The following is a 17,570-nucleotide window of genomic DNA, read 5'->3' as shown; positions in this document are numbered from 1 at the left end:
CGAGGGCATTCGGCGGCGCGGAACCCGACACGCCGGTGTCGATGTTGCTCGCGACTGCTCTGTTCGTGCGGTTCTGTAGTCCGAGGCACAACTGTTGCGCGGCGTGGCTGCGAGACAGGAGTGACCGATGTGACTAGCGTGGCGATCGCAGATCTGTGCACTGCCGGTGGCCAGGGGGAGGTGGCGACGATGCCGAGCTCATTGATCTTCGCTGCACTGGCGGCGGCCTGGCTGGTCGTCCTGGTGCCCATGTTCGCCCGCCGTCGGCAAGAAGTGTCCAAGACCACCGATTCCGCGCTCGCGGCCCGAGTCGTGCGGCGCGGCAGCGATCGGCGACCGGCGAGATCGGAAGCCGCGACAACCGACAGGGTGGAGGTCGGGATGCCTGAACCCGGGCTGGACGTCGACGAGCAGGACGTGGACGAGACCGTCGAGGAGCACGACGAGGACTGGCGTCCCGTCAACAGCGAGGACGTCCGGGCCGGTCGTCGCTACCGCCCGGGCCGCGGTGGGTACGACCCCGAGGCCGCGGCCCTGGTTGCCCGCGCCAAGTACGCGCGCAGGCAACGCATCGTGCTCACCATGCTGCTGCTCGCGGTCACCACCGCGCTGCTGGCGGCCCTGCTGTGGCCGGTCCTGTGGTGGGGGCACGTACTCGTCGACCTGTCGCTGGTCGGTTACCTCACCTACCTGCGCCGCCAAGTCCGCATCGAGGAGGACATCCGCGCCCGTCGGCTGGCTCGCATCAACGGCGAGCGCGAGCTCGACGAACCCGAGCTGGACGAGGCCGAGCTGGACGAGCGCGACGACTACCGCGATGGCGACTGCCGGGACGGCGATTACCGGGACGGCGACTACCGGGACGACTACGACGACTACGCGGGCGACCCGGAGTTCGACGAGCTCGGCGAGTTCGTCGAGGACTACGAGGAGGAGGTCGAGGCCGAGCGCAGGCCCGAACCCGTCTCCGCCCAGGACCGCGCCGCCGACATCCGCCCCGTCGTCCCCGGCGTCCGCGTCGAGATCGACGACGAGGACCCCGTCTTCGACGAGCTCGACGAGCGCACCTGGGAGCCCTACCGCAGGGCGGCCGGGGAGTGACATCCGCGGCGAGGGGGGTGCTGCACAGCTCCGGACCGGGGCTTGCTAAGCTCTCCTCACAACAAAGCCGGAGGGTCTGACTCACCGGCGAGGGGCTGTAGCGCAGTTGGTAGCGCGTCTCGTTCGCATCGAGAAGGTCAGGGGTTCGATTCCCCTCAGCTCCACTTCACGATCGGGACCGCCTTGCTTACCGCAGGGCGGTTTCGCTTTTCTCGCTCCGTCATGATTTTGGGGGAGCGACTCCCCCAAACCCCCTGCGGTGCGGTGGTCGTCCGGCGTCGGCTCCTCGCCGTGAGACGCGGGGCCCGACGCGGCACTGCTGCTGGTGCGCGCGTCCTGGGCCTACGTGCAGCGCAGGGTGTGGGAAGGGGTTACTCCGTAGCGGTTCTTGTAGGCCGCTGCGAACCTGCCCAGGTGGGTGAAGCCCCAGCGGTAGGCGGCTTCGGTGACGGAGTCCGCGTTCCCGCCGAGGAGGTCCGCGTGCACTCGGCTCAGCCTGATCGCAGTCAGCTCCTGCGTCGGCGTGGAACCCAGGTAGTGCCGGAATCCCTGCTGGAGGCGGCGGATTCCGATGCCGGCTGCGCGGGCGAGGTCCGAGGCGGTCCAGTCGCGGGCCGGGTCCTCCTCCATCGCCGCGACCACTCTGGACACGATCCGCGGGCGGATCTCGCCGTGCACCGGCTCTTCCGGGAAGCAGGCCGTGACGAACGCGGCTGACAACGTGCCCGCCAACCGGCGGCTCACCCGCGGGTCGTGCGCGAGTTCAGGGGAGGCCAGCGCTTCCGCGCCGATGGAGGTCAGCAGCGCCATCCAGGTCCGGCCGCCACCGGTGCGCAGGTCCAGCTGCGCGGGCAGCCGGTCGACGTGCATGCCGACGAGCGCGGACACCTCGTCGGCGAGGTAGTCGCGCTCCACGCGCATCCCGACTATCGAGCAGTCCGCTGACCAGCGGGTCATCCGGGTCGGCTGGTCCGGCGGGCAGACCGTCGCTTGCCCGTCCAGGGAGAGGACGTGCCGACCGCTGACGCGGGCTTCGAGGACACCGCTGCGCGGCACGTTCACGGCCCAGGCGCCCGGGTGGTCGGACTCGACGGCGACCTCCGAACCCCAGCCGATGCGTGCCAGCCGGATCGGGCCGAGGTCCACGGCCCGCAGCTCAGCAGGGCCTGCCGCCTGTGCCCTGATCGCCAGATCGTGGGGGAAATAGGCGCGCGCGACCGACGCGGAGAAGCCGTCCAGCTCCTCGGGCGAGGCCGTCAACGTGCCTGTCGTGCTCATACCACTCCTTCGTGATGCGCCGATGGTACGTGCTCGGCAGTGGCGCGCATAACAGTTCGAGGCTGTCCGATTCGCAATCCGGATCGATCGTTCGCAGCGCGGATCGCCCGGGACATCGGTTCGACCTAGCGTCACCGCGTAGTTCCTGACCGCGCATTTCCGCAGGTCTTGCCACTGCGAAGGAGCAGAACATGGATCCGCGCACCCTGCGATCGACCTACGGCCGCTTCGCGACCGGAGTCACCGTCATCACCTGCCGGACCCAGGACGGGCACTACCACGGCGCCACGGTCACCGCCTTCACCCCGATCTCGCTCGATCCGCCGCTCGTGCAGGTCGCGCTGACGCGCACGGCGAAGGCCGCCGGTCACCTCGTGGGCGCGTCGTTCGCCGTCAACGTGCTGGCAGCCGACCAGGTCGACGTCGCCATGCACTTCGCGGGACGTCCGAGCCCGGACCCGCTGCCGTGGCTGGACGGCGCGCGCGCACCCTCGCTCGCGGGGACCGCCGCGTCGATCATCTGCGACCCGTGGCGGGCCGACGACGGGGGTGACCACGTGCTCTTCCTGGGCGAATGCGTCGACGTCCGCGCGACCGAGCGCGCTCCGCTGCTGTTCCACGACAGCGCTTTCCACCACATCGGGCAGCGCACGTCCGACACCGTCTGGCTCGGATGCCAGGACGACCCGCACGCGGGCTGGTTCGACGCGACGGCGCGGTTCCACCCAGCACCCGCGCGGTCCAGCTGAGGTCCCCGCACACCACCATCGAGATCAAAGGAGAAGCAGATGGCTGACACCCGCACCTCCGCTGCCGAGGAATCGGAGTTCGCGGCGAGCGCGCCCGAGTCCAACCCGGCGCAGGACGCTCCCGCCAACAGGCAGGCGAACTTCGCCTCCCGGCCGATGACCGGGGACGAGTACATCGAGAGCCTCCGCGACGGCCGGGAGATCTACCTCCACGGCGAGCGGGTCAAGGACGTCACCGAGCATCCCGCCTTCCGCAACCCGGTCCGCATGACCGCGCGGCTGTACGACGCGCTGCACACCGGGCCGCACGTCGACGCTCTCACGGTGCCGACCGACACCGGCAACGGTGGCGTGACCATGCCCTTCTTCAAGACCCCGACCTCCTCGGCCGACCTGATCAAGGAGCGCGACGCGATCGCGCAATGGGCTCGCCTGACCTGGGGCTGGATGGGCCGCAGTCCCGACTACAAGGCGAGCTTCCTCGGCACCCTGCACGCCAACAAGGAGCTCTACGCGCCGTTCGAGGCCAACGCCGAGCGCTGGTACCGCGAGTCCCAGGAGAAGGTCCTCTACTGGAACCACGCGATCATCAACCCTCCCGTGGACCGCCAGCTGCCGCCGGACGAGGTGGGCGACGTCTACATGAAGGTGGAGGAGGAGACCGACGCCGGCCTGGTCGTCTCGGGGGCCAAGGTGGTCGCGACCGGTTCGGCGATCACCAACTACAACTTCATCGCCCACTACGGGTTGCCGATCCGCAAGAAGCAGTTCGCGCTGATCTGCACGGTCCCCATGGACGCGCCCGGGGTCAAGCTGATCTGCCGCCCCTCCTACACCGAGCAGGCGGCTCAGAACGGCACGCCGTTCGACTACCCGCTGTCGAGCCGGATGGACGAGAACGACACCATCTTCGTCTTCGACAAGGTGCTGGTTCCGTGGGAGAACGTGTTCATGTACGGCGACGTCGACCGGATCAACGCGTTCTTCCCCCAGTCCGGTTTCCTGCCGCGGTTCACGTTCCAGGGCTGCACCCGGCTGGCGGTCAAGCTCGACTTCATCGCCGGCTTGCTGATGAAGGCCCTCGACGCGACCGGCTCGGGAGGTTTCCGCGGCGTGCAGACGCGGGTCGGTGAGGTCATCGGCTGGCGGAACCTGTTCTGGTCGCTCACCGAGTCGATGGCTCGCGACCCCGAGCCGTGGGTCGGTGACGCCGTCATCCCGAAGCTGGAGTACGGGCTGACCTACCGGATGTTCATGATCCACGGATATCCGCGGGTCAAGGAGATCATCGAGCAGGACGTGGCCTCCGGCCTGATCTACCTGCCTTCCGGCGCGGCCGACTTCCAGAGCCCCGACGTCAGGCCGTACCTCGACAAGTACGTGCGCGGTTCCAACGGGGTCACCGCCGTCGACCGCGTCAAGGTGATGAAGGCGTTGTGGGACGCCATCGGATCCGAGTTCGGCGGCAGGCACGAGCTCTACGAGCGCAACTACTCGGGCAACCACGAGAACGTCAAGGCCGAGCTCCTGTTCGCCGCGCAGAACCGCGGCGGCGTCGACCAGATGAAGGGGTTCGCCGAGACCTTCCTCGACGAGTACGACCTCGACGGTTGGAAGGTGCCGGACCTGTTCTGATCCCGCCTCCGGCAGCGGGCGCCGCACCACACCCGGTCGGCGCCCGCCCGCCCGGTCTGAACCCGACCTCGCGTCGTCGTGTTCGATTACCGTGGCGGCGTGACTCCTCCTCGCGTTCTCGTGCGGTACCTCCCTGCGTTCCTGAGGGCGGACGTCCGGTTGGAGGACGCCGAGGGAAAAGCGCTCGCGGACCTGACGCGAGTCGTCCTCGCCGCAGTGGTGGTGCTGGCGAACCTGATCGGGACCGTGGCGGTTCTCGCACTCAGCCTCGTGGTCATTCCGCTGCCGCCGGATCGCATGCTGCCCAACGGTTTCTACGTCCTGGCCGCGGCCGCGTACATGCTGCTCGCGGCGCTGATCGGCGTCGTCGCGGGGATCCGGGGGCAGCGGGGGCTCAACCGGTGGCTGGCTTCCGGTGGCCCGGCCACCTCACAGCTGCGAGCCGCGGTGCTGCGGTTGCCGCTGCGGGTGTTCTGGCTGCAGGTGTGGTTGTGGATCGGTGGCGCCGTGGTGTTCGCCGTCTTCGAGGCGAGTCGTGACGTTGAACGCGGCCTGTGGGTCGGGGTCATCGTGGTCCTCACCGGCGTGACCACGGCCGCGTGCGCCTACCTGCTGATCGAGCGGCTGCTGCGACCCGTCGCGGCGCGGCTGCTCACCGGCGTCGACCCGAACGACCTGCGGGTCGGTCGTGGTGTGGCGGTGCGCAGCGTCCTGGCGTGGGCGCTGGGAAGCTGCGTGCCGATGGCGGGGTTGTTCATGCTCGGGCTGCGGACCTTGGCCCCCTCGCAGGTGACCGACACCCAGCTGGCCGTGGCGATGGTGGTGCTCGCCGGCACGGCGCTGGTGGTCGGCATGCTCACCGTGTACCTGGCGGCTCGGGCGACGGCCGACCCGATCAGCGGTGTCGCGGACGCCCTGGCCGAGGTGCGTCAGGGGCGCTTCGACATCCGCATCCCGGTGTACGACGGCACCGAGATCGGTCGGCTGCAGTCCGGATTCAACGAGATGGTCGTGGGTTTGGCGGAGCGGGAGCAGATCCGATCCGCGTTCGGCACCTACGTCGATCCGGCCATCGCCGAGCTCGTCCTCCGGGAGGGCACCGATCTCGCCGGTGAGGAGGTGGAGGTGTCGATCATGTTCATCGACATCCGCGACTTCACCGGACTTTCCGAGACGATCTCCGCGACCGAGATCGTCGGCACGATCAACCGCCTCTTCGAGAGGGCGGTCCCGGTGATCCGCGAGCACGGCGGCCACGTGGACAAGTTCGTCGGGGACGGGCTGCTCGCGGTTTTCGGCGCGCCCCGGCGCATCGCCGACCACCCGAGGCAGGCGCTGCTGGCGGCGCTGGCGATCGCGGAGGCCGTGCGCGAGGAGTTCGGTGGTGGCCTGTCGGTGGGGATCGGGGTCAACACCGGGGTCGTCGTCGCGGGAAACGTCGGTGGCGCGGGCCGTTTCGAGTTCTCCGTCATCGGTGATCCGGTGAACGTCGCCGCGCGGATCGAGGCCGCGACCCGGCAGACCGGTGACACCATCCTGATCGCGGAGCGCACCCGCGAGCTCGTCGCGGGCGCTCCGGCGGAGCTCGAAGAGCGGCCGGGCGTGGAGCTGAAGGGGAAGTCAGAACCGGTTTCCTTGTACGCGGTGCACGTATCGCGGTAGATTTCGGTTCACTCGCGAAAATCACGGATTTCGCTTGGTCGATTCGAGTGCATTCACAATTATCTGTCGGAATGTCGCCCTCGGCTTGCGCATTCAACGGTGAATGTGCGCTTCCGTTGAATAGTGTTCAGATGTGATTACTTCGCTCCAATTGGGGGTATGGAAGGGGTTGTCCAGACCGGCAGACTTCGGGATCGATCACGAGAGAGGATCGGCTGCCCACACGTGGTGGTCCCGTTGTCTCTGGAGGTATCCACATGGTTTCTCGCCGGCGGTTTCTCGGTTATTCCGCTGCGGCCCTGACGGCACCGTTCTGGGCTCAGGCGATCAGCGCTCCGTTCGCTTCGGCGGCTCCGGAAAGCATGAAGTTCGTTCTGCAGAACAACTCCGGTGGTCCCGCCAACGCCTACATCGCCGGATTCTCGGACGCCGAGAAGAAGGCCGTTTTCATCAAGGCGGACGGCACTCCGTACTTCCCCGAGGCGGGCGGCCCCGAGCCGACGCCGATCGGTGACGACGTCGCGATCCCGGTCGACGGCACCGTCGAGGTCACCGTGCCGCGCATGTACGGCGCGCGGGTGTACTACTCGCTCAACGACACCCTGGAGTTCCAGGTCGTGCAGGGCGCAGACGGCACGACCTCGGTCGTGCACCCGAACTTCGTCTCCAGCGAGGACCCGAACTTCGGCAAGGACTGGACGTTCGCGGAGTTCACCCTCAACGCGGAGCAGCTCTACGCCAACATCAGCTACGTGGACTTCGTCGCCGCCCCGATCGGTCTGCACCTGACCACCACCGGCAGCGGTGAGCAGAGCGTTCCCGGCATGCCCACCGGCGGCATGGACAAGGTCGCCGAGAGCCTCAAGGGCATGGGCGGCAACTGGGCCACCCTGGTCCAGGAGGCCGACGGCAAGGTCGTCCGGGTGCTCAACCCGAACCACCGCGCCGGCGACTTCGAGGGCTACATGGAGCCCTACGTCGACGAGGTCTACGCCAAGTACGCGGGCGAGTCGCTGTTCGTCGACACCCAGCGCGAGGACCTGGGCATCATCGAGGGCAAGGTCGAGGGCGAGGAGCTGGTGTTCGGCTCCGAGCGCTTCGCCAAGCCGTCCTCGGTGGACATCTGGGGCTGCAACAGCGGTCCGTTCGCCAACAACCCGGAGAGCGACTCGCAGGAGCGGCTGGCGATCGTGCCGCGGCTGGCGGCGGCGTTCAACCGCACCACGCTGCTGATCAACCCGAACCAGCCGCACGAGGAAGACCCGGCGACGTTCTACCAGAACGACATCACCAACCACTACGCCCGCGTGGTGCACGAGAACCTGCCCGACGGCAAGGGCTACGCGTTCGCCTACGACGACGTGAGCTCCAACGCCGGTGAGGACCACAGCGGCAAGGTCAACGCCGGTGACCCCGAGGTCTTCACCCTGACGCTCAACGCCCTGCGCTGACCGAAGCGTGGCGGTGCGGGTAGCGGAACCTCGCGGCTGCGCCGCTCGCCCGCAGTTCAGCGACGACGGCGGCCGGTCCACGACGTGGGTCGGCCGCCGTCGTGCTCGGTGGGGAGCGGCTTTGCGCAAGAATGCTCGGCGTGGACGATTCTGTGCTCGGGGATGACGCGGCGCGCAAACGAGGTCGCAAGCAGCAGCGCCCGGACCCGCAGGAGAGTCCGGTCGCCGAGTTCGCCTGGCGGTTGTGCGAGTTGAAGGAGTCCGCAGGCGATCCGTCGTACGACCGGATGCGCGCCGAGTTCGGTGCGATGGCCTCCAAGTCGGCGCTGTCGGCGGCCGCGCGCGGCAAGGACCTGCCGTCGTGGGAGACGACGTGGGAGTTCGTGCGCAGCCTCGCCGTCGGCGTGCTCGGCCAGGACGCCGAGACCGCGCGCCGGGAGTGGTCCCGGCGCTGGGAAGCGGCGCGGACCGTCGAGGAACCCGAACCCGCCGAACCCCCGGCGACCCGGCCGAGGTGGTTGAAGTGGCTGGTGGCCGGGGCTGCGGCGGTGCTCGTCGTGGCGGGCGTGGTCTGGTGGACGTGGCCGGAGGAGCGCCCGATCCCCGGTGACGCGTCGCTGATGCTCAGCGAGACCGTCCCGGACGGCACCGAGTTCGCGGCGGGCGAGAACTTCGTCAAGACCTGGGAGGTCCGCAACGTCGGCCGCGAGCCGTGGGACGGCCGCTACCTCGCGCAGGTCTTCCGCGAGGGCGATGCCGACTGCACCGCCCCGCAGCGCGTCTCCGTCGGCGAGGTGGCGCCCGGCGGCACCGTCCAGCTCGCGGTGCCGGTGTTCACGGGTGAGAAGCCCGGCCGCTGCAAGCTCGGCTGGAAGATGGTCGACGAGGACGGGCGCCAGTACTTCCCGGAAGAGCTCCGCGCCGTCTTCTTCGACATCCGGGTCCGGTGACGTCGGGCAGGTCCGGTGACGTCCGGACCCGCGGGACTCCCCGGCACCCCCGGTCGGCCGGGGAGTCCCGCTCGGGTCACGACCCACGTTATTCACCCGGACGGGTGAAGATCTACTGATCAATGGGCAGGTCTTCCCCGCGAGCCAATTCCGGATGTCTTCGCAGGTCACAGATTTGACCAACCCGGATCCCAGGTCAAAACCCGCCTGATCCGGCGGTGGGGATGACCCGATTTCAATGCGAATCGGGTCCCCGACCTCCATTGAAATCGCGGATCCCCGGCGGGGGTCAGGACGGGTCCGGGATGAGGGATTGGGTGCCGAGGACGCCGAGGAGGTCGAGCTTGTCGGCCGAGTCGGTGCCGACGGCGGGGGTGAACCACAGGAGTCGCTGGCGGCAGTCCTCGCTCACCAGGTTCAGGCAGTTGACGTCGATCGTGCCGAGCTCCGGGTGCACCAGGCGCTTGCGCTCGTCCCGGCGGACGGCGATGTCGTGCCGGGACCACAGGTCCGCGAACTCCGGGCTGCGGGCCTGGAGGTCTTCGACCAGCTCGCGCGCTTCGGGATCGTCCGGGGCGCGGCGGGCGACGGCGGCGCGCAGGTCCGCGACGAACGTCCAGGCGTGGTGCGCGTGGTCCTCCTCCGGGTACAGCGCGCGCGAGCTCGGGTCGGTGAACCAGCGGTGGACGAAGCTCGCCCGCATCCCCGAGTCCGGCACCTTCGGACCGAGCAGCGCGACCGCGAGGTCGTTCTGCACGAGCGTCACGTGCAGGTCGGTGATGACCTGGGCGGGCGTGCCGGACAGCCGGTCCAGCAGGTCGAGCATTCCCGGGTGCACGTGCGCCGCGGACCCGCCGCGCAGCGGCAGCGGGCGCCCGGCCAGCGCGTAGAGGTGGTCGCGCTCGTCGCGGGTGAGCCGCAGCGCGCGGGACAGCGCGGCCAGCATCTGCTCGGACGGCTGCGCGCCGCCGCCCCGCTCCAGCTCGATGTAGTAGTCCACCGAGGCCCCGGTGAGCTGCGCGACCTCCTCGCGGCGGAGCCCCGGCACCCGCCGCCGATGCCCGGTGGGCAGGCCGACGTCGGAGGGGCGGATCCGGTCGCGCCGCTTCTTGAGGAAATCGCCGAGTTCACCCAGGTTCACGTCGTCCAGTTTCCGCTCGCCGGGTGCGGCCGAGCCAGGGGACGGCATCCCCCGGGTCAGCGGCAACTGGTTGACCTCGGTGTTCCGCCGGAGGCTTGGTGCAGGTCACCGAGGAGAGGAACACGCATGACACGCACGGCCATCGTCACCGGCGGATCGCGCGGCATCGGCCGCGACGTCGTCACCCGGCTCGCCGCCGACGGGTTCGCCGTCGTCGCCGGGTACGCGGGCAACGAGGAGCTCGCCACCGAGGCGGTTCGGGAGGTGCGGGAGTCGGGCGGGCGCGCGATCGCCGTGCGGGCCGACGTCGCCGACGAGCACGCGGTCGCGGCGATGTTCGACGCCGCCGAAGCCGAGTTCGGCGGGGTGGACGTGGTCGCGCACGCGGCAGGGAAGATGGCGCAGTCCACCGTCGCCGACCTGGATCTGGCGGTGCTCGACGAGGTGTACCGGACCAACGTGCGCGGCACCTTCGCCGTCGCCCAGCAGGCGGCCCGGCGGCTCCGCGACGGCGGCGCGCTGATCACCTTCTCCAGCTCCGCGGTCGCCCTGGCCTTCCCGGCCTACAGCCCGTACACGGCGACCAAGGGCGCGGTCGAGGCGATGACGATGGTGCTGGCCCGCGAGCTGCGCGGACGCGACATCACCGTCAACACCATCGCACCCGGCCCCACGGCCACGGACCTGTTCTTCGAGGGCAAGACCCAGGAGACCATCGACCGCCTCGCCGCCCAGCCCCCGCTCGAACGCCTCGGCACCCCCGCCGACATCGCCGCGGTCACGTCCTTCCTCGCGGGCCCCGACGGCCGCTGGATCAACGGCCAAACCCTCCGAGCCAACGGCGGCATCAACTGACCGACCCCCACCCCACGTCGAAAACCGCTGCATTCGCGCGACGAAAACCGCGGTTTTCGTCGCGGGGAGGGGTTCGAGGGCCGGGTAGGGTGGAAGTCAACAGCGTTGACTTCGTGGGTCGGAGGTGTTCGGTGGGTGAGGTGCTGAGCTCGAAGAGCACGGTGGGGGCTTGGTTGGCGCATCCCGAGGGCGGGCCGTTGATCGGGGAGATGCTGGCCGCGGCCGGGCACGAGCCCGAGGCGCTGGCGCCCGTGAGCGGGTTGCCGTTGGAGCAGCTGGTCGAGCTCAGCCAGGGGGCCATGAGCCGGGAGGCCGTGGACGAGCTGGTGCTGCGCGTCAACGGCGGTGTGATGCCGGAGGTCGACGCCGCCGCGAGCGGGTGGCAGGAGCGGGTCGTGCCCGGGCGGTTCGAGGGCAAGACCGTGATCGTCACCGGGGCCGCTTCCGGGATCGGGCGGGCGACCGCTTCGCGGATCGCGCGGGAAGGCGGCCGGGTCGTCGCCGCCGACATCAACGCGGGTCCGCTCGACGAGCTCACCGCCGAACTGCCCGGCGCGGTCGCCGTGGCCGGCGACATCTCGCAGGCCGCCGACGTCGACCGGATCGTCGCCGCGGCCGGCGAGCGCATCGACGGGCTGGCCAACGTCGCCGGGGTGATGGACGACTTCAGCCCGCTGCACGAGCTCGACGACGCCACCTGGGAGCGCACCTTCCGGATCAACGTCGACGGGCTGATGCGGCTCACCCGGGCCGCGCTGCCGTCGATGCTGGCCGCGGGCGCGGGCTCGATCGTCAACGTCGCCTCCGAGGCCGCGCTGCGCGGCAACGCCGCGGGTGTCGCCTACACCGCCTCCAAGCACGCGGTCCTCGGCATCACCCGCAACGCCGCGTTCATGTACGGGCCGTCGGGCGTCCGGGTCAACGCGGTCGCGCCGGGCGGGGTGGCGACCGGCATCAGCTCGTCGGTGGACGCGATGTCGGAGTTCGGCCGCGAGCGCACCGGCGGGTTCATCGGCCTGATGCCGCCGGTGGCGACCGCGCCGCAGCTCGCCGCCTCGATCACGTTCCTGCTCAGCGACGACGGCGTGAACCTCAACGGTGCGATCCTGCCCTCCGACGGCGGCTGGTCGGTGCAGTGATCACGGCGTGAGCAGCCGCTGCAGCAGTCCGCCGTAGCGCTCGACGAGCCCGTCCCGGTCGGCGGCCAGCCGCTGGTCGCCGACCACCCACAGCGAGTACAGCAGCCCGCCGACCAGGGCCGCGGCCGCGCGGGCGCGCTCCTCGGCGTCGGCACCGCGCATCCGCACCCGCAGCGGCTGCACGAACGAGGTCTCGTGGGTCTCCCGCAGCCGCTCGGCGATCTGCGGGTGCCCGCTGCCCTGCACCATCGCGAGGTGGATCGCGCGGGTGCGGTCGTCGGAGTCGAGCAGCACCTCGACGAACCGGGTTCCCAGCCGCTCCAGCGGCACGTCCAGCAGCGGTTCGTCGTCGATGCTCAGGTGCATGGTGTCCAGGAACAGCAGCTCCTTGCTGCCGAAGTGCCTGATCACCAGCGCCGGATCGGTGGCGGCCCGCGACGCGATGTCCCGGACGGAGGTGTCGGCGTAGCCGCGCTCGGTGAACAACCGGGTCGCGGCGTCGCGGATCGCCTCGCGCGTCTGGGAACCCGATCTCCTGGCCATGACCGGGATCGTATCCGGCCGGAGGTGGCGTCGAGCCGTGCCGAACCCGGTCTCCACCGGAGCCTCGACGGACCGGAACGCGCCTGGTGAGACGGGGTGCGCCGAGTCCGCCGCGAGTAGCATCGGCCGCATCGGCGCCCGGATGCGCGCTCGGTCGATAGGGTGATCGCGCAGTCTCGGTCGGTGAGGGAGATGTGAGCGGTGGAGATCGACATCAGCACGCCGCAGTCGGCGCGGATCTGGAACTACTGGCTGGGCGGCAAGGACCACTACGCGGTCGATCGCGAGGCCGGTGACGCCGTGATCGCCCAGATCCCCGACATCCCGGAGGGAGCCCGCGCCGAGCGCGCGTTCCTGGTGCGGGTCGTGCGGCACCTGGTCGAGGAGGAGGGGCTGCGGCAGTTCCTCGACGTCGGCACCGGTCTGCCGACCGCCAACAACACCCACGAGGTCGCGCAGCGGCTGGCTCCGGAGAGCCGCATCGTCTACGTCGACAACGACCCGATCGTGCTCGCGCACGCCCGCGCGCTGCTGACCAGCACGCCCGAGGGCAAGACGGACTACCTCGACTCCGATCTGCGGCGCCCGGAGGAGATCGTCGAGGCGGCCCGGGAGACGCTGGACTTCGACCAGCCGATCGCGCTGATGCTGCTCGGCGTGCTCAACCACGTGATGGACGACGACGAGGCCCGCTCCGCGGTGCGCGCGCTGGTCGACGCGCTGGCGCCGGGCAGCTTCCTGGTGCTCACGCACTCCACCGCCGAGGTCCACGGCGAGCCGATGCTGCGCGCGATGCGGGAGACCACCGAGCGCGGCGGAACCCCGATCCGGGCGCGCACCGCAGCCGAGATCGAGGGCCTGTTCGCCGGGACGACGCTGCAGGAACCGGGCGTGGTGACCTGTTCGCAGTGGCGCCCGGAGAGGGAAGGCGAGAAGCCGGTCTACCTCTTCGGCGGCGTCGGCCGGGTCTGACACCGCGGATTCTTCGGCTCCGGGGGAGAAGTGCACCTGGAGCAGAAGAATATCTTTCGTTGGTGCGGACGATCAGCTGAAGTATCTTGCTCGATCTCCGGCTTCCTGTGTAATTCTTGTTGTGTGCGCGAGACCCGTGCACATGCAGCCGGGAGGCCGAACCATGACCGCTCAGCACGAGACCTTCTCGACCGCAGTCCCCGCCCCGCGCCCCGGAACCGACCCCGTGACCGCGCTGAAAGCGCAGGTCACCGGCGACCTGATGGACATCGTCGTGGACCTCGACGCCGGTGACGGCTGCCGGCTCCGCGACGTGCGCGACGGCACCGACTACCTCGACATGACGATGTTCTTCAGCTCCGCACCGCTCGGGCACGGACACCCCGGCCTGCGCACCCCGGAGTTCGAGGCCGCGCTGGTCCGCGTCTCGCGGGTCAAGCCGTCCAACCCCGACTTCGCGACCGAGGAGCAGGCCCGGTTCGCCGAGACCTTCCAGCGGGTCGTCGGCATCCCCGAGCTGCCCCTGCTGTTCTTCATCGACGGCGGCACCCTCGCCGTGGAGAACGCGCTCAAGGTCGCCTTCGACTGGAAGACCAAGGTCAACGCGCGCCGCGGGATCGCCGTGCGCGGCAGCCGGGTCATGCACCTGGAGAAGGCCTTCCACGGCCGCAGCGGCTACACGCTGTCGCTGACCAACACCGACCCGTCGAAGATCCGCGACTACCCGATGTTCGACTGGCCGCGCGTCCCCAGCCCCGCCGTCGAACCCGGCGAGCGGTGGGACACCGCCGACCTGCTGCCCGAGGAGGTCCACGCGCTGGAGGTCGCCGAGTCCGCGCTGCGCCGCTACGGCGCCGAGATCGCCTGCTTCGTCTACGAACCCGTCCAGGGCGAAGGCGGCGACCGGCACCTGCGGCCGCAGTTCCTGCAGGCCGTGCAGCGGTTGTGCGTCGAGCACGACGTGCTGACCGTCGCCGACGAGGTGCAGACCGGCGCGCTGACCGGTCAGGCGTGGGCGCACCAGGCGCTCGGGCTCGAACCCGACCTGGTCGCCTTCGGCAAGCGCATGCAGGTCTGCGGTGTCATGGGCGGACGTCGGGTCCTGGACGTGTCCGACAACGCCTTTCGCGAGCCCAGCCGGATCAGCTCCACCTGGGGCGGCTCGCTCACCGACATGGTCCGCGCGACCCGCATCCTGGAGATCATCGAGGAGGAGGACCTGTTCGCGCACAGCCGCGCCATGGGCGAACTGCTGCTCGGCGAGCTCCGCGACCTGGCCGCGGAGTTCCCGCGCCTGATCCACTCGCCCCGCGGCCGCGGCCTGATGTGCGCCATCAGCTTCCGCGACCCCGGCCACCGGGCCCGGGCCCTGGCGGTGGCCCGGGAGCAGCACCGCACGCTGTTCCTGCCCTCGGGCCCGGACTCGCTGCGAGCCCGGCCCCCGCTCACGGCCCGCCCGGAGGAGATCCTCGACGCCGTCTCAGCCCTCCGGAAGACCCTCGCGTCGCTGACCTGAGACGCGGTCGCGCGGAGCCCGATCCGGTCGGGCTCCGCGCGCGGTCAGCGCCAGGAGGGGAGCCAGAGCTCGGCCTGCCAGTGCTCGTGGGTGATGGGGTCGCCGTTGAGGACCGGCCAGAGCCAGATGAAGTTGGCGACCACCAGTCCGATGTAGAGCGACACCGCGAGCAGGCCCGTCTTGCGGCGCTCGTAGTGGTCCTCGGCCGTGCCCAGCACGTGGCCGAGGACCAGGACGATCCCCAGCACCAGGAACGGGACCAGCGGAGTGGCGTAGAAGAAGTACATCTGCCGCGACAGGTTCGTGAACCACGGCAGGTACCCGGCGCCGTAGCCGACCAGGACCGCCGCGTAGCGCCAGTCCAGCCGGAACACCGCGCGCCACACCGACCAGGCCGCGACCGGCAGCGCCAGCCACCACATCGCCGGGGTGCCGATCAGCATCGTCGCCTGCACGCAGCTGTTGCGGCCGCAGCCCGGCATCCCCGACTCGTAGTAGTAGAGCATCGGGCGCATGCCCATCGGCCACGCCCACGGCTTGGACTCCCACGGGTGCGGGGTCGCCGGGGTGGTCAGGTGCGTGTGGAAGTCCAGCACGTTGAGCTGGTAGTACAGCAGCGACCGCAGCGCGTCCGGCAGGCCGTTCATGCCCACGTCGTCGTTGAGCAGCACCGCGTGCCGGTCGGTGGCGGTCTCGCTGGCGAACCAGCCCGACCAGGTCGCGAAGTACACCAGCAGCGGGATGCCCACCAGCGCCCACAGCGCAGGGGCGGTGTCGCGCACCAGCGCCGCCCGCCACGGCCGCCGCACCCCCGCCGCCCGCCGGGCCAGCGCGTCCCAGAACACGCTGAGCAGGCCGAACGCCATGATGTAGTAGATGCCGTTCCACTTGGTCCCGCAGGCCAGGCCGAGCATCAGACCGGCGCCGAAGCGCCACCAGCGGAAGCCCAGCGCCGGACCCCACGTCGCCGGGTCGAGACGGCCGTCCGAGCAGACCTGCCACAGCCGCTCGCGGACCTGGTCGCGGTCGACCAGCAGGCACGAGAACGCGGCGAGGATGAACAGCGCCTGGAAGATGTCGAGCATGCCGACGCGCGACTGCACGTGGCTGAGCCCGTCGCAGATCAGCAGGACACCGGCCAGCGCGCCGAGCAGCGTCGAGCGCGTCAACCGGCGGGCGATGCGGACGATCAGCAGCACCATCAGCGTGCCGAACAGGGCGGCGATGAGCCGCCAGCCCCACGGCGTGTAGCCCAGCAGCCACTCGCCGATCGCGATCATCTGCTTGCCGACCGGCGGGTGCGCCACCAGCTCGTAGCCGGGGTTGTCCTCGTAGCCGCCGTTGCGCAGCATCTGCCACGCCTGCGGGACGTAGTGCTTCTCGTCGAAGACCGGCGTGCCCTCGTCGGTCGCCCGGCCCAGGTCCCAGAAGCGGACCAGCCCGGCGACCAGGGTGATCACCAGCGTCACGATCCACGCGCGCTTGCGGTCGGTGGGCATCGAGGTGTCCAGCAGCGGCAGCGGGTCGGTCTCGCCCGGCCGGTGAACCGCCGGTGCGCGGCCTACCTGGACGAGTTCGTCGGCACCGCCGAACCTGCGGACTGGGACGCTCACACCGTCGATCGTAAGGGTCAGGCACGCCTCGACCGGGGCACGCCCCGCGAGCGGCCTACGCTGTGCGGTCATGGACTCCGGCACCCTGCTCCTCGCCGCCACCCCGCTGGGCGATGCCCGCGACGCCTCCGCACGACTGGTCGAGGCGCTCGGCTCCGCCGAGGTGGTGGCCGCCGAGGACACCCGCCGGGTGCGCAACCTCGCGAGCGCGCTGGGCGTCGCCCCGGAGGGCAAGGTCGTCAGCTACTATGAGGCCGTGGAGTCGGCGCGCGCCCCGATGCTGCTCGACGCGCTGCGGGACGGGAAGTCCGTGCTGCTGGTGACCGACGCCGGCATGCCGAGCGTGTCCGACCCCGGCTACCGGCTGGTGTCGGCGTGCGTGGCCGAAGGCCTGCCGGTGACCTGCCTGCCGGGCCCGTCGGCGGTGACCACGGCGCTGGCGGTGTCCGGACTGCCGTCGGACCGGTTCTGCTTCGAGGGGTTCCCGCCGCGCAAGGCCGGGGACCGGCGGAAGTTCTTCGGGCGGCTGGTCGCCGAGGAGCGCACCAGCGTGTTCTTCGAGGCCCCGCACCGGCTGGCCGACGCGCTGGCCGACGCGGTGTCGGTGCTGGGGGAGTCGCGGCAGGCCGCGGTGTGCCGCGAGCTGACCAAGACCTACGAGGAGATCAAGCGCGGCACCCTCGGTGAGCTGGCCGAATGGGCGGCCGAGGGCGTGCGCGGTGAGATCACGGTGGTGCTGGCAGGAGCCGAGCAGGCCGCCCCGACCGACCCCGCGGAGCTGGTCGCGCAGGTCGAGGAGCGGGCCGCGGACGGCATCCGCCTCAAGGACGCCGTCGCCGAGGTCGCCGAGCTCGCGGGAGTCCGCAAGAAGGAGCTCTACGACGCGGTCCTCGCCGCGCGCAGGTGACTCCCGGAGGGTTTCGGTGGCACTTCGCCGCGTGCGGGAACGTGCGGGCGTTCGCCCA

Annotated in this window: 15 protein-coding genes and 1 tRNA gene; 12 read left to right on the top strand and 4 right to left on the bottom strand. The window is 70.4% G+C overall.

All coding sequences use genetic code 11. The features are described from left to right. Positions 1-189 precede the first annotated feature (189 nt). Together QFW96_RS25090 and QFW96_RS25085 are read left to right on the top strand one after the other, a co-directional pair. Complete coding sequence (locus QFW96_RS25090; RefSeq protein WP_281458180.1) at positions 190-1,101, top strand: gephyrin-like molybdotransferase receptor GlpR; 912 nt, start codon at positions 190-192, stop codon at positions 1,099-1,101. A gap of 91 nt (positions 1,102-1,192) precedes the next feature. After that, positions 1,193-1,265: transfer RNA gene (locus tag QFW96_RS25085), tRNA-Ala, on the top strand. A 178-nt stretch (positions 1,266-1,443) separates the two neighbouring features. Here the strand turns inward: QFW96_RS25085 and QFW96_RS25080 are convergent. Further along, positions 1,444-2,379 (bottom strand): AraC family transcriptional regulator, encoded by a 936-nt coding sequence (locus QFW96_RS25080; RefSeq protein ID WP_281458179.1) that lies wholly within the window; start codon positions 2,377-2,379, stop codon positions 1,444-1,446. Between the two features lie 191 nt (positions 2,380-2,570). Here QFW96_RS25080 and QFW96_RS25075 point away from each other — a divergent pair, with 191 nt between their 5' ends. The 5 genes from QFW96_RS25075 (at position 2,571) to QFW96_RS25055 (ending at position 8,826) form a co-directional block, all read left to right on the top strand. Then, positions 2,571-3,128 (top strand): flavin reductase family protein, encoded by a 558-nt coding sequence (locus QFW96_RS25075; protein WP_281458178.1) that lies wholly within the window; start codon positions 2,571-2,573, stop codon positions 3,126-3,128. 156 nt (positions 3,129-3,284) lie between these two features. Further along, positions 3,285-4,763 (top strand): 4-hydroxyphenylacetate 3-hydroxylase family protein, encoded by a 1,479-nt coding sequence (locus tag QFW96_RS25070; protein WP_281458207.1) that lies wholly within the window; start codon positions 3,285-3,287, stop codon positions 4,761-4,763. 99 nt (positions 4,764-4,862) lie between these two features. Next, entirely contained in the window at positions 4,863-6,425 is a 1,563-nt protein-coding gene (locus tag QFW96_RS25065; RefSeq protein ID WP_281458177.1) for an adenylate/guanylate cyclase domain-containing protein, read from the top strand. A 257-nt stretch (positions 6,426-6,682) separates the two neighbouring features. Beyond that, on the top strand, positions 6,683-7,876 hold the full coding sequence (locus QFW96_RS25060) for a glycoside hydrolase family 64 protein (RefSeq protein WP_281458176.1): 1,194 nt from the start codon (positions 6,683-6,685) through the stop codon (positions 7,874-7,876). Between the two features lie 140 nt (positions 7,877-8,016). Continuing rightward, entirely contained in the window at positions 8,017-8,826 is an 810-nt protein-coding gene (locus QFW96_RS25055; protein ID WP_281458175.1) for an NBR1-Ig-like domain-containing protein, read from the top strand. A 289-nt stretch (positions 8,827-9,115) separates the two neighbouring features. On the opposite strand, the gene QFW96_RS25050 is transcribed toward QFW96_RS25055, so the two are convergent. After that, positions 9,116-9,967: a helix-turn-helix transcriptional regulator gene (locus QFW96_RS25050; RefSeq protein WP_281458174.1), complete on the bottom strand. Its 852-nt coding sequence runs from the start codon at positions 9,965-9,967 to the stop codon at positions 9,116-9,118. 126 nt (positions 9,968-10,093) lie between these two features. Between QFW96_RS25050 and QFW96_RS25045 the strand changes: the two genes are divergently transcribed. Both QFW96_RS25045 and QFW96_RS25040 read left to right on the top strand, forming a co-directional pair. Beyond that, positions 10,094-10,822 (top strand): SDR family oxidoreductase, encoded by a 729-nt coding sequence (locus tag QFW96_RS25045; protein WP_281458173.1) that lies wholly within the window; start codon positions 10,094-10,096, stop codon positions 10,820-10,822. Between the two features lie 131 nt (positions 10,823-10,953). Further along, positions 10,954-11,961: an SDR family NAD(P)-dependent oxidoreductase gene (locus QFW96_RS25040; RefSeq protein WP_281458172.1), complete on the top strand. Its 1,008-nt coding sequence runs from the start codon at positions 10,954-10,956 to the stop codon at positions 11,959-11,961. Here QFW96_RS25040 and QFW96_RS25035 read toward each other — a convergent pair whose 3' ends face one another. Further along, positions 11,962-12,504 (bottom strand): TetR/AcrR family transcriptional regulator, encoded by a 543-nt coding sequence (locus tag QFW96_RS25035; RefSeq protein WP_281458171.1) that lies wholly within the window; start codon positions 12,502-12,504, stop codon positions 11,962-11,964. A 201-nt stretch (positions 12,505-12,705) separates the two neighbouring features. Here QFW96_RS25035 and QFW96_RS25030 point away from each other — a divergent pair, with 201 nt between their 5' ends. Both QFW96_RS25030 and lat read left to right on the top strand, forming a co-directional pair. After that, complete coding sequence (locus QFW96_RS25030; protein ID WP_281458170.1) at positions 12,706-13,476, top strand: SAM-dependent methyltransferase; 771 nt, start codon at positions 12,706-12,708, stop codon at positions 13,474-13,476. 163 nt (positions 13,477-13,639) lie between these two features. Further along, complete coding sequence (lat, locus tag QFW96_RS25025) at positions 13,640-14,992, top strand: L-lysine 6-transaminase (RefSeq protein ID WP_281458169.1); 1,353 nt, start codon at positions 13,640-13,642, stop codon at positions 14,990-14,992. A gap of 44 nt (positions 14,993-15,036) precedes the next feature. On the opposite strand, the gene QFW96_RS25020 is transcribed toward lat, so the two are convergent. Beyond that, complete coding sequence (locus QFW96_RS25020; protein WP_281458206.1) at positions 15,037-16,491, bottom strand: dolichyl-phosphate-mannose--protein mannosyltransferase; 1,455 nt, start codon at positions 16,489-16,491, stop codon at positions 15,037-15,039. 184 nt (positions 16,492-16,675) lie between these two features. Between QFW96_RS25020 and rsmI the strand changes: the two genes are divergently transcribed. After that, complete coding sequence (gene rsmI, locus QFW96_RS25015; RefSeq protein WP_281458168.1) at positions 16,676-17,512, top strand: 16S rRNA (cytidine(1402)-2'-O)-methyltransferase; 837 nt, start codon at positions 16,676-16,678, stop codon at positions 17,510-17,512. Positions 17,513-17,570 lie beyond the last annotated feature (58 nt).

The sequence above is a fragment of the Saccharopolyspora ipomoeae genome (genome assembly GCF_029952525.1).
In the GTDB taxonomy this organism is placed as follows: domain Bacteria; phylum Actinomycetota; class Actinomycetes; order Mycobacteriales; family Pseudonocardiaceae; genus Saccharopolyspora; species Saccharopolyspora ipomoeae.
This window is presented reverse-complemented; position numbering and strand designations above follow the sequence as displayed.

Bases quoted from the DNA above. Each gene is read 5' to 3' on its own strand.
- QFW96_RS25090 (WP_281458180.1), top strand. From the start codon at position 190: ATGCCGAGCTCATTGATCTTCGCTGCACTGGCGGCGGCCTGGCTGGTC.
- QFW96_RS25080 (WP_281458179.1), bottom strand. From the start codon at position 2,379: ATGAGCACGACAGGCACGTTGACGGCCTCGCCCGAGGAGCTGGACGGC.
- QFW96_RS25075 (WP_281458178.1), top strand. From the start codon at position 2,571: ATGGATCCGCGCACCCTGCGATCGACCTACGGCCGCTTCGCGACCGGA.
- QFW96_RS25070 (WP_281458207.1), top strand. From the start codon at position 3,285: ATGACCGGGGACGAGTACATCGAGAGCCTCCGCGACGGCCGGGAGATC.
- QFW96_RS25060 (WP_281458176.1), top strand. From the start codon at position 6,683: ATGGTTTCTCGCCGGCGGTTTCTCGGTTATTCCGCTGCGGCCCTGACG.
- QFW96_RS25045 (WP_281458173.1), top strand. From the start codon at position 10,094: ATGACACGCACGGCCATCGTCACCGGCGGATCGCGCGGCATCGGCCGC.
- QFW96_RS25035 (WP_281458171.1), bottom strand. From the start codon at position 12,504: ATGGCCAGGAGATCGGGTTCCCAGACGCGCGAGGCGATCCGCGACGCC.
- lat (WP_281458169.1), top strand. From the start codon at position 13,640: ATGACCGCTCAGCACGAGACCTTCTCGACCGCAGTCCCCGCCCCGCGC.
- QFW96_RS25020 (WP_281458206.1), bottom strand. From the start codon at position 16,491: ATGCCCACCGACCGCAAGCGCGCGTGGATCGTGACGCTGGTGATCACC.
- rsmI (WP_281458168.1), top strand. From the start codon at position 16,676: ATGGACTCCGGCACCCTGCTCCTCGCCGCCACCCCGCTGGGCGATGCC.